Here is a 14,936-nt window from a genome sequence, read left to right on the forward strand (position 1 = left end):
TTTGTGATCGAACTGTCCGCAACGGGCATCCGGCTTTCATTCGATTTGCAGTTGGGGTTGATTGAGAGTTTCAGTGTGTACGACGGTGACGCTGAGATTTCACCACTGCATCGCGCCCCTTGGGTCGGCACAAACGAAGTTATGCCCGAAGGTATAGCACCTCATTTGGAAAAACTCGGCGGTGATTTCTTCTGCGCCCCATTCGGGTCAACTGAGGGGACATCGCCGTTGCATGGGTGGCCAGCTAACTCTCGTTGGAGACTAGAAGAAAAGACCGACAGCTATTTGCGCGCTGAGCTCGACAGAACGGTCTATGGAGCTAGGCTGCAAAAAGAGATTACACTGCATCCTGAGCATCCATTCGTCTACCAGCGTCACACTTTCATTGGTGGCGACGGCGTGGTACCAGTTGCAAATCACGCAAATGTATCCTTGCCCAATGGCGGGATCGTTCAAACCTCTCGAAAGCAGTGTTGGAGAACGCCGAAGGTCGCACAGGAAGTTGATCCGGCATTAGGCTATTCAGCGCTTAGATATCCGGCTGAAAGCCAAACGTTGGCGTCTTTTCCCGGGAAAGACGGCGAAGTGAATCTGTCAAACTACCCATGGTCTCCGCAGAGTGAAGACTTTGTTGTTGGATTGGATTCGCCTGAAGAGAAATTGGGGTGGACCGCGGTAACTCGCCCCGTGGAGGGCGACATGTTCCTATCGCTTAAATCGGCTCAGGCTTTGCCGGTGACGATGCTGTGGCATTCGAACGGTGGTCGATATTATGCTCCTTGGTCGAGCCGCCACTTCGCCTGCCTTGGGGTTGAGGAAGGGGCCGCGTCGTTCATCCTGGGAAATGTCGAAAACAGTTTCCCGAACGATCACGGCGTCATTCATCTAAACCCCGATCGCCAAGTTGAGGTTAAACATGTAATCGGGGCGCTTCGTTGGCGTAGTGGAGCCAGGGTGATTGCAATTGAAACTCTGGGAAACCAACTCTTGATCCGAAGTACAGAAAATCAGGAGTTTCTTGTGCCATTCGATCCGCAAGCCCTGAACATTTGAACGGGTGGTGCAGGGAAAATTGGCTTGAGACAGGCAGGGCAGTTTTGTAGCTTTGCTTGATGACAAAAACGCTCACTTTTTCACTGCTTCAAAACCAACCCTTAGATCATCCGTCTAGCAGTGATGGTGTACGTTCGATTCTGGTTGAGTAGGTTTGGCCATATCTGTGCCACAGAAAATGGCCGAAAACACATAAATAGGATGCGATGTTCCGCGAACTGGTAGCGGCATCTAAATAAGGTTGTTGTTGAAGATCAACAGCAAGCAATATTACTTGTGGCGGGCAGCCGACCATGAAGGCGAGGTGCTGGAAAGCTATGTCACGAAGCGCCGGGATCGTGTTGCGGCTCTTATACACTCGAAGAAAGCGATGAAAAGATACGGCCAGCCAGATTTCGTTGTCACTGACAAATTGCACTCTTACGCCGCGGCGATGAAAGTCATAGGTAATGCCTAAAGGCAAGAAACTGGCCGGTGGAAGAACAATCTTGCTGAGTATTCACATCTTCCGTCGGCGAAAAGAACGTGCGATGCTCTGCTTCCGGTAAATTTGATAATTGCAAAAGTTTGCCGCAGACGACTCATCCGTCCATAGTCACTTTAGTCATGAACAGCAGCTTTACTCACGCTACAAGTTCAAACTCAGTTGAACCGCCGCTCTTTCTGCGTGGAGCCAACTTAGTTCCGCCTTATTTCCGGCTTTCTGAAGTAGACTGAGGCTAGTTCTAATTTGTCTGACAGCACCGCCACTCGTACCCGCCTCAATTCAAATGTGTTTTCTGCCGCAACGCCTTACCCAAATATCGGGGCGCTCCAACTGCCACGTTTCGGGTGGCGGCAAAATCACTGCGGTTCGGTTTCGCGCAACCCATTCCCGTTTGCCGATTGGCTTGAGTGCCCAGTCTACATCAGGATCAATCGAAGCAGACAGCGAGCCGCATAGCATTGATGCAGTGCCGCAGGGTGGCCAGTTCCCAGTCTCATGCTCAGCTTGTACCCAACTGCTAGTGCGCTCCGGCTGCCATGTTGGAGGCACAAGATAAGTCCCCCACGATGATTTGCGCGTCAATTACGGAGCAGGGTTGGCAGTCACTTTCTTTACAGAAATTCCCGAATCTCGTGAAAAAATTTACAAAATTTTGTTTCAATACTAATAATTTATTGAGAAATTTTCTGTCCGATTTCCATTATTGGAATGCACAAAAGTGCGCTTTCGTCTGCTGGAAGAGGAGCCAAAGGACGAAAAATGGAAATGGGAGGAATACATGACTAAGAAAAATGTCACGCGCCGCGGCGTGCTAAAGTCTGGTGCCGTTGCAGGAACCGGTCTGGCCCTGCCTACGATCTTTACGGCTTCGTCAGCCGCTGCCTTTACGAATGAGCCGACAGGGTCATCCGTCACTCTGGGCTTCAATGTTCCGCAAACCGGACCTTATGCCGACGAAGGCAATGACGAATTGCTGGCGCAACAGCTGGCGGTTGAACATCTGAACGGCGAAGGCGACGGTGGTTGCTTGAACACATTCTCGTCGAAGGCGCTTCAGGGGAACGGTATCCTCGGCAAGAAGGTCGGGTTCGTCACCGGCGACACCCAGACCAAATCGGACGCAGCCCGCGCATCGGCCAAATCGATGATCGAAAAAGACGGCGCAATCATGATCAATGGTGGTTCGTCCTCGGGCGTGGCCGTTGCGGTTCAGGGCCTGTGCCAAGAGGCGGGAGTCATTTTCATGGCTGGCCTGACACATGCAAACGACACCACGGGCAAGGACAAGAAGGCCAACGGTTTCCGTCACTTCTTCAATGCCTACATGTCGGGTGCCGCTTTGGCGCCGGTGCTGGCGGCTGAGATGGGTAAAGAACGTCGCGCCTATCACCTGACGGCCGACTACAACTGGGGCTGGACCCAGGAAGAGTCGATCGTTGCCTCGACCGAAGCCCTGGGCTGGGAGACGGTCAACACAGTTAAGACGCCACTGGCGTCGACCGACTTCTCGTCCTACATCGCACCGGTTCTGAACTCTGGCGCGGACGTGCTGGTTCTGAACCACTATGGCGGGAACATGGTGAACTCGCTGACCAACGCGATCCAGTTCGGTCTGCTCGACAAGGTTGCAAACGGCAAGGACTTCAAGATCGTCGTGCCGCTGTATTCCGAGCTGATGGCCGCTGGTGCGGGCGAGAACATCAAAGGTGTGCTCGGGTCGATGAACTGGAACTGGCAGCTGCAGGATGAGGGCACAAAGGCCTTCGTTAAGTCCTTTGGTGAGAAATACGGTAAGCCGCCGTCCAACTCCGCACAGACCTGTTATGCACAAGTGCTGCTTTATGCGGATGCGTGCGAGCGTGCGGGCACCTTCAATCCCTGTGGTGTTGCCGAAGCTCTGGAAGACTTTGAGTTCGACGGGCTGGGCAATGGTCCCACCTGGTATCGCGGTGCCGATCACCAGTGCTTCAAGGACGTGCTGGTTGTACGTGGCAACGAGAACCCGACCAACGCGTATGACACGCTTGAAATCGTCGAGATCACGCCGCGTTCGCAGGTCGAGTACGATCCCGAGCACCCAATGTTCGCCGGTGGCGAACTGGGCAAGTGCAATCCGGGCGCGTAAGCCTTTTGGCGAATGTCTGACCGTCGTTCTCGGCGGTCAGACGACTTACGGCCAGGCCTGTGGGCCTGGTCCCAACCACTCAATCCACACTGACCAACCCTGAGGTGGGCCCAATGGACGCCATCCTACTGCAAATACTTAACGGTCTGGACAAGGGCTCGGCTTATGCGCTGATCGCGCTGGGTCTTACCCTGATCTTCGGGACGCTCGGCGTCGTGAACTTTGCCCACGGGGCTTTGTTCATGATTGGCGCGTTCTGCGCCGTTACTTTGCAAAAGCTGCTGAACCTGAGTTTCGTGACCCTGGATGAAACGCAAAAAGACTTTCTGGGTAATCCGCTGAAGGTCGAAACCCCTTACATCGAGGCCTGGTTCGGCCCCGAAGTCGGCGCAACGATTATCGACTGGTCCGTTCCGCTGGCCATCCTGTTTGCGATCCCGATCATGCTGCTGGTTGGCTATGTGATGGAACGCGGGCTGATCAAACATTTCTACAAGCGCCCGCATGCAGACCAGATCCTGGTGACCTTTGGTCTTGCGATCGTTCTGCAGGAAATCGTCAAGTATTTCTTCGGCGCCAACCCGATCCAGACCCCTCCGCCCGATGTGCTGAGCGGATCTGTCGATCTGGGTACCATGGTTGGTTTTGATCCCAATGCAATCATCTACCCGATTTGGCGATTGGTCTATTTTGGCTTTGCCGTAGGCATTATCGGCGCAGTGTTTTCCTTCCTGCAGTTCACCACCTTCGGGATGGTTGTTCGTGCTGGGATGGCTGACCGGGAAACGGTGGGCCTGCTGGGCATCAATATTGACCGCCGGTTTACCATTATGTTTGGCATTGCTGCCGGTGTCGCCGGACTGGCCGGTGTGATGTACGGGCCGCTCAACCCGCCGAACTACCACATGGGAATGGACTTTCTGGTCCTTAGCTTCGTCGTGGTTGTTGTTGGCGGAATGGGGTCATTGCCAGGCGCCGTTCTGGCAGGCTTTTTGCTGGGCATTCTGGAAAGCTTTGCCTCGACCACCTGGGCCACCACAACGATCCCAGGCATCAATCAGATCATCATCTACCTTGTCGCCATCATCGTGCTGCTGACGCGTCCGCGCGGGCTGATGGGGCGCAAAGGCGTGATGGAGGAATAATCAATGTTGGGACTGAATAAAAAAGACACCAGCCTGCTGATCGTCGTCGCACTCCTGACTTTGCTGGCGCCTTTCATCCTGAACCCGTTTCCAGAGGGCAGCGCCATGGCGCAGTTCAACGCGGGTTACCCGGATTTGATGCAGAGGTTCGTGATTTTCGGGATCTTTGCCATCGGGTTCAACATTCTGTTTGGCCTGACCGGGTACTTGTCCTTCGGTCACGCGGCCTTTCTGGGCGTAGGATCATACTCGGCAGTTTGGATGTTCAAACTGCTCAGCTACAATGTCATTCCAGCCATCGCGCTGAGTGTCGTCGTCGCGGGCCTGTTCTCGCTACTTATCGGGTTCATCAGCCTGCGGCGGTCGGGGATCTATTTCTCGATCCTGACGCTGGCCTTTGCACAAATGAGCTTTGCGCTGGCCTACTCGGTACTGTCAAATCCCAAGTTTAACCTGACGAACGGGGAAACCGGCCTGCAGGTCTATGCGGACGATCCGCAGATCCTGCAGGGCGCTAACGCGCCGGATCTACCGCATCTATTCGGATTGCCAATGCGCGCGACGTACACGATGGATGTGGGCGCGTGGAGCTTTGACTTCAACGCGGGTTACTACTTGTGCGCAATCATAATGATGGCCGTGTTCTACCTGTCTATCCGTATCTTCCGGTCGCCTTTTGGCATGATGCTGCGGGCGGTAAAATCGAACCAGCAGCGGATGAACTATACGGGTCTGAACTCCAAGCCATATACGCTCGCGGCCTTTGTGATCTCGGGCATGTATGCCGGTTTGGCCGGCGGCTTGATGGCCGCCATGGACCCATTGGCAGGTGCCGAGCGGATGCAATGGACCGCTTCAGGCGAGGTGGTTCTGATGACGATCCTCGGTGGCACGGGCACGTTGATCGGGCCGGTTCTGGGCGCAGGTTTCATCAAGTATTTCGAGAACATCTTCTCGAAGATCAACGACAACGTCCTGCATAGCTGGTTCGCATTCCTGCCTGATGGGTTGGAGGACGCCGTGGTGTTCGTGATCCATCCGTTCATCGGCAAAGGCTGGCACCTGACGCTGGGCATCCTGTTCATGCTGGTTGTCATCTATCTGCCGGGTGGTCTTGTCGAAGGTGGGCAACGTTTGCTCAAGCGCTTCAAGCGTAAGAAAAAAGACACCGACGATGCGCCGTCGGGAAAAACAGAACCGGCGGAATAAGGGGCGAGAAATGGCAATTCTAAGAGTCAAAGACGTCAGCAAACGCTTCGGTGGCCTCAAGGCGCTGACAGATGTGAACCTCAATATCGAAGAGAACTCGGTTCATGCGATCATCGGCCCCAATGGCGCGGGAAAATCGACGCTGCTGAACTGTCTGGTGGGCAAGCTGATGCCGGACACCGGATCGGTGTTGTTCAACAACAACTCGGTTCTGGGACTCGAGCCGTTCCAGATCAACCAGATGGGCATCAGCCGCGTGTTCCAAACGCCTGAGATCTTTGGCGAGCTGACCGTGATGGAGAACATGCTGATCCCGATCTTCGCGATGCGGGATGGGGCATTCCGGATGCATGCCTATGAGACCATCGCTAGCGAACGTGAGGTCGTCGAACAGGCCGAAGTCATGCTGGAAGAAATGAACATGGCCGACAAACGCGAAATGCACGCGGCATCGCTGTCTCGCGGCGACAAGCGGCGACTTGAGATTGGCATGTGCCTCAGTCAAAATCCGCGGCTGTTGTTGCTGGACGAACCTACGGCTGGCATGGCGCGGGCGGACACCAACAACACCATCGATTTACTAAAACAGATCAAGGATGATCGCGACATAACCATCGCCATTATCGAGCATGACATGCATGTGGTCTTCAGCCTTGCGGAACGCATCACAGTTCTGGCGCAAGGGACGCCGTTGGTCGAAGATACTCCAGAAAAAATCCGTGGACATCCCAAGGTTCGTGAAGCCTATCTGGGCGAGGCGGCGTAAGGAAAAGCTATGAACGAGAAACCCGACTTTTCGAAAAACGCCAATAGGGCAAGCACCGCGCCCGCGTTCTTGTCTGTATGGGACATGCATTCGTATTACGGAGAAAGCTATATCGTGCAGGGCGTCAGCTTTAACGTGCACGAAGGCGAGATTCTGGCCCTGCTTGGACGGAACGGCGCTGGCAAAACCTCGACACTCCGGTCGATTGCGCGGGTAGGCGATCCCGAAGTAAGGCACGGTGAAATCTGGCTGGATCATCAGCCGCTACACAATATGACAAGCTACGAAGCGGCGTCTGTTGGCCTTGGCCTTGTGCCGGAAGACAGACGAATTATCCCAGGGCTGACCGTTGAGGAAAACCTGCAGCTTGCCCAGATTGCCCCGCCTGTCGGATGGTCTCTGGAGCGGCTGTATGAGTTGTTCCCGCGCCTAGGCGAACGCAGAAAGCAAGAGGGGATTACCTTGTCGGGTGGCGAACAGCAAATGCTGTCAATCGCCAGAGCCCTTGCTCGGGATATCAAGGTCCTGCTTCTGGATGAGCCTTACGAAGGTCTGGCCCCGGTCATTGTCGACGAGATTGAAAAAACACTGGCTCATGTCAAGCAACAGGGCATGACCACGATCATCGTCGAACAGAACGCCGTCCGAGCATTGGAGTTAGCCGATCGCGCGATCATTCTGGACACCGGCACTATCGTATTTGATGGGACGGCGAACGAGGTGCTTCAAGACACCGGCCTTCGCGAGGAGTATTTGGCGATCTAGGGCAGGCTCGAAGTCTTAGGTACATTGTGGTTGCAAACGCCCTAGTTATGGTGACGCTCGAATTCTTCGGACGCTTGCGCTCTTACACTTATGATCAAGGTACCTGACTATGATCCGGCATATCGTTCTGGCAAAATTCCGGTCCGACGTGACCGAAGAGACCATCTGGAAGATTTACAGAGGCCTGTCGGACCTGACCGACGCCCTGCCGGGTGTAGGCGGGTTTACCGGTGGTCGCAGTGAAAGCCCTGGACAGATCGAACTCGGTTACAAGCATGGGTTTGTGATTGATTTCGATGATTGGGCCGCATTGGCCAGCTATTAAAACAACGAGAGGCACAAAGCGCTGGGCGCGCAGATAATGGAAAACACCGTGGGCGGCATCGACGGAATTCTGGCTCTAGATTTGCATGTCTTAGAAAGTGGGACTGGTTTAGACAAATCCCTAGGAACAGTCTGAATCCTTTGCGTTCACCCGTGTTTCTTGGTGCCGGGCTGAAAGGTTACCGAGTCGCGCAAGTGTCTATGCGGCCAGCGTCCCTGTGCTGTTCCTGTTCAACGAGATCCTGGCCAAAATGGAACTGTGGGAATGGATGAGCATGCACGACGGGGGCGTTTTGGGGACGTGTAGCTGCGTATTCTTCTGTTGTTGGAAAGGCTGAAAATGTAAGTCGGACGCCGGATTACTTGTCTTCCAAAGGTCAATTTTATATACTGTTTTGTAAATTGTTTCTTTATTCTTTTGACGTTCACGAGTGTATTTGGTTCGCCCGAGTCTCAACAGCGAAGAGCGTGTTCCGGCGACCAGTTCGGGGGTATTGATGACAAAGGCCAGTGATCCTAAAGCTCGCCCTAAAGCTGCCAAAAAAGACGCAGACGAAGTGTCGAATGTATATGATTTTTTGCAATCTTCTGAATGGCAGGAGATGCTTGAAAAAGCTCGGAAACAGAGGGCGATTAACCTCGCAGCCCGCAAGGCAAAGCGTGCTGCTTCGCAATTGTCTGATACTGACCCCAAAAAAGACATCCGCTCAACCGATGGTGATCGACTGAGACAAGCTTTAAACAAAGCGGCGGGGCGGCCTGAAACCGCTAGTAAGCCGACCCAGGCACCAAATTCTCACCAACCTTTTGAGTCGGTTCAAAAAGCAACTGCAGGGCGAGCTGATAGCCAAACCGTCAAAAATGACAGTCGTGCGGCCGAAAACGAGGCGCGCGATAAGCGAGTTGAAGCAAGCGTTGTGCCGCCTGATGGCGGGTCCGCGCAGGGTATCAATCCCGACGTGGTATCAGAGAATCCAATCGACCCGGAGCCTGGCCTAAAGCTACCCCAGGATCGGGTGGCGGATCGTATGCGTAATAGTCTTCTTGGACAGACGGATGATCAGAGCCGTTCTCGCCACAGTACGCGGCTGGGTTCGGTTGCAATAGGATGCGGCATCGGTTTTGTTGCGTCGTCTTCTGTTTTTTTGACCTTGTCTGGGCTGAACGCCTCCGGCCCAACACATAACGCGGGTTTAGTAAGCCAAGAGACCGTGGCTGCAATTGCGATCACGCAACAAGTTGGGGAATTGGCCGAGCGCTCGGTGCCGCCACCCAACGTTACAAGCGGCGGGGCGGACATGGCAGTAACTTCTACTTCCGTGTTTGATATGTCATCTGAATCGATCTCGGCTGTCGGTGACACAGACGCGTCACCTGATTTGGCGTTGCTGTCACCGCCTGAGTCGGATTCGTCCGAGCAATCGGGCGGTATCAAACCAGAATTGTCACGGTTGGCTCCCAGTGTTCGGTCTTTCGTGCCGACCCTTGTCCAACCACCACTACCGATAACCATGCTGAGCTATCGACCTCGGGAAGAGTTGAATCTGGGGTTCGTCCAGTTTCAATCGACACCCGAGATTTTCAGCACTTCTGTCGCCTTGCTCGAAACAACTGTGACAGTAGCAAAACCCGAGGAACTTTTGAAAGGTGTAACCGTAACGGGGACCCCAACAACAATGCGCCCGCCTGTGGTTCCGGTCCAGCCCGGCGCACTGGATCGCACGGTGCCTCAAGTGCCTTTGTCTTTTCTACTGACAGTGCCTGAGCCCGAGAGTGGGTATCAGCCGGAACAGGGTGCCCAGACAGGCAAAGCATCTGGTTCGGACCTTGCCGTGCGGCCGGAGGGCACAGGCCTTGCCGCCGAGATTGGGCAGCCGTTGCCATACAAACCCCTGCCAGAGCCAATCGAATTGGCGGCACAGCCAAACGCGCCGAAGCTATTCGATGCACCGGCCCCTTTGGTGACACCGTCCACCTACGAGACATCATTAGCTTTGCGGGCAAAAGCCCTTTCGGCGACACCAAGTTCGCTAGAAACACCAGTACCGCCTCGGATGCCGGCTCCTCCTAATGATGTAATCACCCTCCCGGAACCAGAGCCTGCCCCGACAAATGTGGTGGTTGCCTTCCGGCTCTTTTCACCAACCAACGTGCCTCAGAGCATTGTTGATTCTGTAGTGACCAACCTGACGTCGACTGGACATGAGCTTAGTGGGCAGGCGCGCGTGGGGTTAAAGATCACCCAGTCGAACGTTCGATTCTATCATAAACAGGACGAGGAAAGGGCAGCCGCTCTTGCCAGAGACTCCGGTGCTGTGTTGCGGGATTTCACGGGGTCCAACTCCAAAACTCCTATTGGAATCATTGAGCTATGGTTGGCCGGACAAAGCGGTGACATCGCTAGGGTCAAGCGGACCACCACGCGTTCTACGGCTACAGCCCTAGGCCCGAACCGCGTCAATCGCCTGAAAAGTCAGGTCCTGAGCAAACTTAAGAAAGCGACGACCCAATGACTGTATTTTTAAGCTATACTGAGAAGGACTGATTCAATTTTGTGTACTGTTAATAGTTTCCGACGAGGTATCCACAATGACGGATAGACGACTTATCGGCATCGTAACTGCTCTGCTATTTTTGTCGACGACCCAAAACGCGCGTGCCGAGATTACGCTTGAGCACCTGCTGGTCATCGACCAAATGCTGTCCACCAATGACATTCAGGCACTGTATTCCTACCTCGACAAAAACCCCCAGCTATTGAGCGGCGATGATGAACTGTCGCTGGAGCTGCGGAGCTTTCACGAGGTCGCCTCGGTTGGAGATCTGGATTTCAGCTATGCCTCCAGCGCACCGGCCAGCGACGAGAACCGTTCGACTGAGAGTGCATTCGCCGCGTCGCTGCAACACTGAGCCGGATGTCGGAAATGCTTGCCCTTGAGCGATCGAACATTCCTACGATCGCTTATGTCATCGAGCCGCGGTTTTCTGGCGGGACTTCTGCGGCTGTGGCCGCCGAATTGCCTGTGGCCGCCGAATTCGGGCAGGTGGTCGTCCACGCGATCACATCCAAAACATTTGGCACCAAGCAGCAAGTCTCGCCGGTTTTACGGCGGGTGCTGGACGAATTGAATATTCCGATCATTTGGGACGCGCCGCGGATCAGCGCGGATTTCGTATTTTTGCACAACCCGTCTTTTCTGAAATTTCAGGACACGCTTGGCACAAGGATCATTGCGCGCGAGCTGTACGTGATCACGCATGAGAATTTTCTGCGTCCAGGCGGGGCAGAGGGGTTTGATGTTTCAAACTGTCTAAGCCAGATCGAAGCCTCAACAATTTCTCTCAGGAAAACACTCGCACCGATATCACCGTATAACCGAAACGGTGTCGTTGACTGGTTGGCAACGTCTCGCGTGGCGCGGCAATGGGACGTTTTGGGCTCTGACTGGTTCAACATTTGCGAGACCGAGATGAGCGCCCCGTGTGAAACGCCACAGGACCGCCGTGGGCGTCATTCACGACCCGGATTCGAGAAGTTCCCGGTTATTGCTGATTTGGACAGCTGTTTTCCAAGCCACTCTCAGTGCAATGTAATTCTTGGAGCCGATGCCTTGTTGAATGCCCGTGTTCTTCGCGCGCATTGGACCTTGCTTCCCTTTGACGCCATAACTGTGCAAGAGTTCTTTGGAATGATTGACTTTTTTGTATATTTCACGGCACCGACCTGGCAAGAAAGTTTTGGTCGCGTTGTGGCCGAGGCGGTTGCCGCAGGTAAGGTTGTTCTGACCAACCCCGATACTGGTGCCACGTTCGGAAATGCCGTCTTGACTTGCCAGCCATCTCAGGTGGACACAATCATTGCCGACCTGATCGCCCAACCGCAAAAATACCATGATCAGGTGGCCAGATCGCAATCGGCGCTGCAGAACTACTCTGCAGGTAAATTCAAGGCGATGCTGTCGGGGGTTTTGTCCGCCGACAGCGAGGTGAATAAATGATCTATGTCGAAGTCGGCACACGCTCATTGCGGTCGTTTGACACGCAGTTGATCTTTGCCGAGCAGCTTGCCGCACGTGGCTTCAATGTGTGCATTGATGCCGATTATCTGCCCGAGGATGCAGGGCGTGGCAGGATTTACGAGGCAGCCAAGTTCCTTGTCGACCCGGGCGAGAACAAGGCGCAGACCGTATTCGTGCTGGGTGCCGAAGAGATCGACGATTTTCTTCTTGCTTCGCTGCGGAACAAACAGCTCGACCCGAGTGTTCCGGTTGTTGCGACGGGCCGCTTTTTGACCCAGCAAAGCTATATCGCGGCCAAGGCCCGGCTGGCCTATGCGCTTGGGCGCGAAGCCCACGTGATTGACCTGACAGATTTTCAACCGCGCCCGGTGTTGCCATCGACCTCAAGTCCTTTGGTGGCGGATGTTCGGCCCGTATTGCGGCGGTCTAAACGGGTGGTGCCGAACGTGACTCTTGTGTTGGGTTCGATGGAGTTGGACAACCCCGAGACGCTGTCTTGTTTTTCCCGGATGAGCAGCCAGAGTGGCTATAACCTGAAACTCATTGTCAGCGGCGCACAGAATGAGGCGATCAAGGCGTCGCCGTTTCACGATTTGCCGACCTACCTGTATACCGGACTGTCGCCGCTGACTTTGGCGATTTCGACGGATATTCTGGCGATGTTCGGCAATGGAATTGCCGGAGTTCGCATGGCTGCTTTTGCGGTTGAGCTGATTGCAACTGGCGGCGTTGCCATTGACTGTACCGACGATGAGGTTCTGATGTCCTCGGGCGCACCTGCATTGCTGGGGCCTAAGACTCCTTTCGCATTGGATGGGTATCTGATCGGCAATGTGATCGGGAACGTGCCGCAAATTGTCGAACAGGCCTCGAAATCTCAATGGTTGCACACAGTTGATATTTCTCGTCTGGAAACGGCTGCAGGTCTGAAGCCGAAACAGCGTCAGACAGAACAGGAAAAGCCTAAGACCCTGTTTTTCCCGACAAATGGGGTGGGGTTGGGCCACGCGCAGCGGTGTAGCATTATTGCCCGTGAAATGCCGGACTCCATGACAAAAATGTTCGCGGCCTTTCCCAGCTGCGTTCCGCTTGTTCGCCGTGAAAGTATCGACTGTATCCCGCTGGTTCAGCGCACCGATACAAAGACCAATTCAGATGGCAATGACGTGCTGACTTATCGGCGTCTTGGTGCCGTGCTTCAGGAAAACGACACGCTGGTTTTTGACGGCGGCTACGTGTTTGACTCCGTCTACCGGGTTATCCGTGAACGCAAGTTGTCGGCGGCTTGGATCCGGCGCGGGTTGTGGCCTGAAGGCCGGTCAAGGCAGACTATGCTGCGCCGCGAAAGCGTGTTTGACCGTGTCATCGTGCCTTCCGAGGCATTTGACGAGCTGAACGACGCCTACAGCTATGGTGATCATGTTCATTATGTCGGGCCAATCGTGCGTCAGGTGGAACAGTCCGCCGCGGAAAAAGAACAGCTCAGGACACGGCTGGCGGAACGTTTCGGGCGCGACTTCAAGCAACTGGTTGTCAGCATGCTGGGCGGCGGCGTCGCATCGGACAGGTCTGCGCAATTGCAGGCGATCTCGGGCATCCTTGAGGCGCGTGATGATTGCCTGCACCTTGTTGTAACATGGCCCGGAAGCACGGTTCAGCCTGCCACATTCGGTTGGAAAAACACCCGCGTGGTTCAGACACTGGAGGCGACCAAGCTTAGCCTCGCCGCAGACGTGGTCATATCTGCGGCCGGATACAACTCGGTCCTTGAGATGCTGTACCATCGCATCCCGGCGATATTTATTCCGCAGTCAGCCCCCTATCTGGACGATCAGGAACGGCGCGCCGCAGGTATGGCCGACCGAGACCTGTGCGCCGCCATCACCGAACGCGAATTCATGACGCTCGAGCGCACAGTGGCAGATTGGCTGGATCACGACGGAGCCGAATTTTACCGATCTGCATTGAATGGTTTTGAGCTGCCCAAAACGGGGGCAGTCAAGGCCGCCGAATTGCTAACCGAATTGGGGGCGCGGATATGACCAGTGATCTATGGTTCGAAATCCTCAGCAGAGCGTCGCCAAATCGACCCGAGCCGCTGGACGATCTGATCAATGAGGATCGTGACGCCAAGCCGCTTGGCAAGGTTATCTTTCCGAATATGCGGCTGGCCCCCTCGCTCATGCTGTGGGACCGGGAGCCCGGCGGCCCGGTGCATATCGGCGTGCGGGTGCATGAACCACCAGAAACGCCATATCGTATCGCAAGGCTGTTGGCCGCCGCCGCGATGGAGCGGGAGGTTTTTCCCGTCATTCTCAGCCGAGTGGACTATTGCGGGCTTGAACGGTTCGGGTTTCGGGTCGAACGCGTTCCCGAAGAGGCTGCTGCAGCCCAGGCCGCCGAGGAAGAAATCAGAAAATACTGGGATCTGGCGATTATCATTGACGGGCATGAAATCGGTCTGTTGGGCTAGCAAGGCGCTAATTTAGGGTAAGGAGCGTCTTGTGAAAATCATAACCGGCGGACAAACAGGCGTTGATATGGCGGCTTTCCAGTTCGCTTTGGAAAACGACATTCCCTATGGCGGCTGGGTTCCGAAAGGCCGCTTGAATGAGGCGGGCCGCATTCCGGATCGCTTCTTTGGTTTGAATGAAACACAGTCCGCGGATGTCGCCGAACGCACTAAGCTGAACGTTTTGGCCTGTGACGCTTTGCTGGTGTTTGTGGATGGATCGACCAGTCCGGGAACGCAGTTGACGATCGATTTTGCGCAAGAGATCGGAAAGCCTTATCTGGTCGTTGATCTAGGGCAGGGGCTTGAGGCGTGTGCGCGCCAAGTAAAGCAATGGGTCATGGCGAGGCCTAATACGATATTGAACATCGCTGGCCCCAGAGAAAGTGAAGCCCCCCAGATCGGAGCCAAAGTGACAGCGATCTTACGTCAATCGATTTTGCCCCAAAGCCCCGAGGCATAGCCAAACTTTGGTTCCGGCTATACGACGTTTCGCCAGTAGGCGAGGCACCCGACGGTTGCTAGGGTTGG

The 14,936-nt window shown here is 54.8% G+C and carries 14 protein-coding genes; all 14 read left to right on the forward strand.

All coding sequences use genetic code 11. The features are described from left to right. The first annotated feature begins 3 nt into the window (after nucleotides 1-3). The 14 genes from DK510_RS09850 to DK510_RS09915 all read left to right on the forward strand — a co-directional run bounded on the left by DK510_RS09850 (nucleotide 4) and on the right by DK510_RS09915 (nucleotide 14,868). Complete coding sequence (locus tag DK510_RS09850) at nucleotides 4-1,053, forward strand: hypothetical protein (protein ID WP_109311931.1); 1,050 nt, start codon at nucleotides 4-6, stop codon at nucleotides 1,051-1,053. Nucleotides 1,054-1,300: 247 nt separating this feature from the next. Then, nucleotides 1,301-1,510 carry a DDE-type integrase/transposase/recombinase gene (locus DK510_RS23625; protein WP_370246270.1) on the forward strand — a complete coding sequence of 70 codons (210 nt, stop codon included), beginning with the start codon at nucleotides 1,301-1,303 and terminating at the stop codon, nucleotides 1,508-1,510. A gap of 808 nt (nucleotides 1,511-2,318) precedes the next feature. Beyond that, nucleotides 2,319-3,665 carry a substrate-binding protein gene (locus DK510_RS09860; RefSeq protein ID WP_058274871.1) on the forward strand — a complete coding sequence of 449 codons (1,347 nt, stop codon included), beginning with the start codon at nucleotides 2,319-2,321 and terminating at the stop codon, nucleotides 3,663-3,665. Nucleotides 3,666-3,778: 113 nt separating this feature from the next. After that, nucleotides 3,779-4,810 (forward strand): branched-chain amino acid ABC transporter permease, encoded by a 1,032-nt coding sequence (locus tag DK510_RS09865; protein ID WP_109311932.1) that lies wholly within the window; start codon nucleotides 3,779-3,781, stop codon nucleotides 4,808-4,810. 3 nt (nucleotides 4,811-4,813) lie between these two features. After that, a complete protein-coding gene (locus DK510_RS09870; protein WP_058274759.1) occupies nucleotides 4,814-6,019 on the forward strand; it encodes a branched-chain amino acid ABC transporter permease in 1,206 nt (401 codons plus the stop codon). 10 nt (nucleotides 6,020-6,029) lie between these two features. Beyond that, nucleotides 6,030-6,785, forward strand: a complete 756-nt coding sequence (locus DK510_RS09875) for an ABC transporter ATP-binding protein (protein WP_109311933.1) — start codon at nucleotides 6,030-6,032, stop codon at nucleotides 6,783-6,785. 9 nt (nucleotides 6,786-6,794) lie between these two features. Next, nucleotides 6,795-7,550 (forward strand): ABC transporter ATP-binding protein, encoded by a 756-nt coding sequence (locus DK510_RS09880; RefSeq protein ID WP_058274761.1) that lies wholly within the window; start codon nucleotides 6,795-6,797, stop codon nucleotides 7,548-7,550. 109 nt (nucleotides 7,551-7,659) lie between these two features. After that, nucleotides 7,660-7,875, forward strand: coding sequence for a Dabb family protein (locus DK510_RS23290; protein WP_234999017.1), 216 nt, complete (start codon nucleotides 7,660-7,662; stop codon nucleotides 7,873-7,875). A 430-nt stretch (nucleotides 7,876-8,305) separates the two neighbouring features. Then, nucleotides 8,306-10,387 carry a hypothetical protein gene (locus DK510_RS09890; protein WP_160116494.1) on the forward strand — a complete coding sequence of 694 codons (2,082 nt, stop codon included), beginning with the start codon at nucleotides 8,306-8,308 and terminating at the stop codon, nucleotides 10,385-10,387. Between the two features lie 76 nt (nucleotides 10,388-10,463). Continuing rightward, nucleotides 10,464-10,784, forward strand: coding sequence for a hypothetical protein (locus tag DK510_RS09895; protein WP_109311935.1), 321 nt, complete (start codon nucleotides 10,464-10,466; stop codon nucleotides 10,782-10,784). A 14-nt stretch (nucleotides 10,785-10,798) separates the two neighbouring features. Next, nucleotides 10,799-11,872 carry a hypothetical protein gene (locus tag DK510_RS09900; protein WP_160116495.1) on the forward strand — a complete coding sequence of 358 codons (1,074 nt, stop codon included), beginning with the start codon at nucleotides 10,799-10,801 and terminating at the stop codon, nucleotides 11,870-11,872. After that, nucleotides 11,869-13,935, forward strand: a complete 2,067-nt coding sequence (locus DK510_RS09905) for a glycosyltransferase (RefSeq protein ID WP_109311937.1) — start codon at nucleotides 11,869-11,871, stop codon at nucleotides 13,933-13,935. The genes DK510_RS09900 and DK510_RS09905 overlap by 4 nt, the downstream gene beginning before the upstream one ends. Then, a complete protein-coding gene (locus DK510_RS09910; protein WP_058274767.1) occupies nucleotides 13,932-14,366 on the forward strand; it encodes a hypothetical protein in 435 nt (144 codons plus the stop codon). Before DK510_RS09905 ends, DK510_RS09910 begins: the two co-directional genes overlap by 4 nt. Before the next feature lie 31 nt (nucleotides 14,367-14,397). After that, a complete protein-coding gene (locus DK510_RS09915; RefSeq protein ID WP_160116496.1) occupies nucleotides 14,398-14,868 on the forward strand; it encodes a putative molybdenum carrier protein in 471 nt (156 codons plus the stop codon). Nucleotides 14,869-14,936 lie beyond the last annotated feature (68 nt).

It is taken from the genome of Ruegeria sp. AU67 (genome assembly GCF_900312795.1).
GTDB classification, from domain to species: Bacteria; Pseudomonadota; Alphaproteobacteria; order Rhodobacterales; family Rhodobacteraceae; genus Ruegeria; species Ruegeria atlantica.

Coding starts and splice junctions, on each gene's coding strand:
- DK510_RS09910 (WP_058274767.1), top strand. CDS start 13,932: ATGACCAGTGATCTATGGTTCGAAATCCTCAGCAGAGCGTCGCCAAAT.
- DK510_RS09895 (WP_109311935.1), top strand. CDS start 10,464: ATGACGGATAGACGACTTATCGGCATCGTAACTGCTCTGCTATTTTTG.
- DK510_RS09900 (WP_160116495.1), top strand. CDS start 10,799: ATGCTTGCCCTTGAGCGATCGAACATTCCTACGATCGCTTATGTCATC.
- DK510_RS09865 (WP_109311932.1), top strand. CDS start 3,779: ATGGACGCCATCCTACTGCAAATACTTAACGGTCTGGACAAGGGCTCG.
- DK510_RS09875 (WP_109311933.1), top strand. CDS start 6,030: ATGGCAATTCTAAGAGTCAAAGACGTCAGCAAACGCTTCGGTGGCCTC.
- DK510_RS23290 (WP_234999017.1), top strand. CDS start 7,660: ATGATCCGGCATATCGTTCTGGCAAAATTCCGGTCCGACGTGACCGAA.
- DK510_RS09880 (WP_058274761.1), top strand. CDS start 6,795: ATGAACGAGAAACCCGACTTTTCGAAAAACGCCAATAGGGCAAGCACC.
- DK510_RS09860 (WP_058274871.1), top strand. CDS start 2,319: ATGACTAAGAAAAATGTCACGCGCCGCGGCGTGCTAAAGTCTGGTGCC.
- DK510_RS09870 (WP_058274759.1), top strand. CDS start 4,814: ATGTTGGGACTGAATAAAAAAGACACCAGCCTGCTGATCGTCGTCGCA.
- DK510_RS09905 (WP_109311937.1), top strand. CDS start 11,869: ATGATCTATGTCGAAGTCGGCACACGCTCATTGCGGTCGTTTGACACG.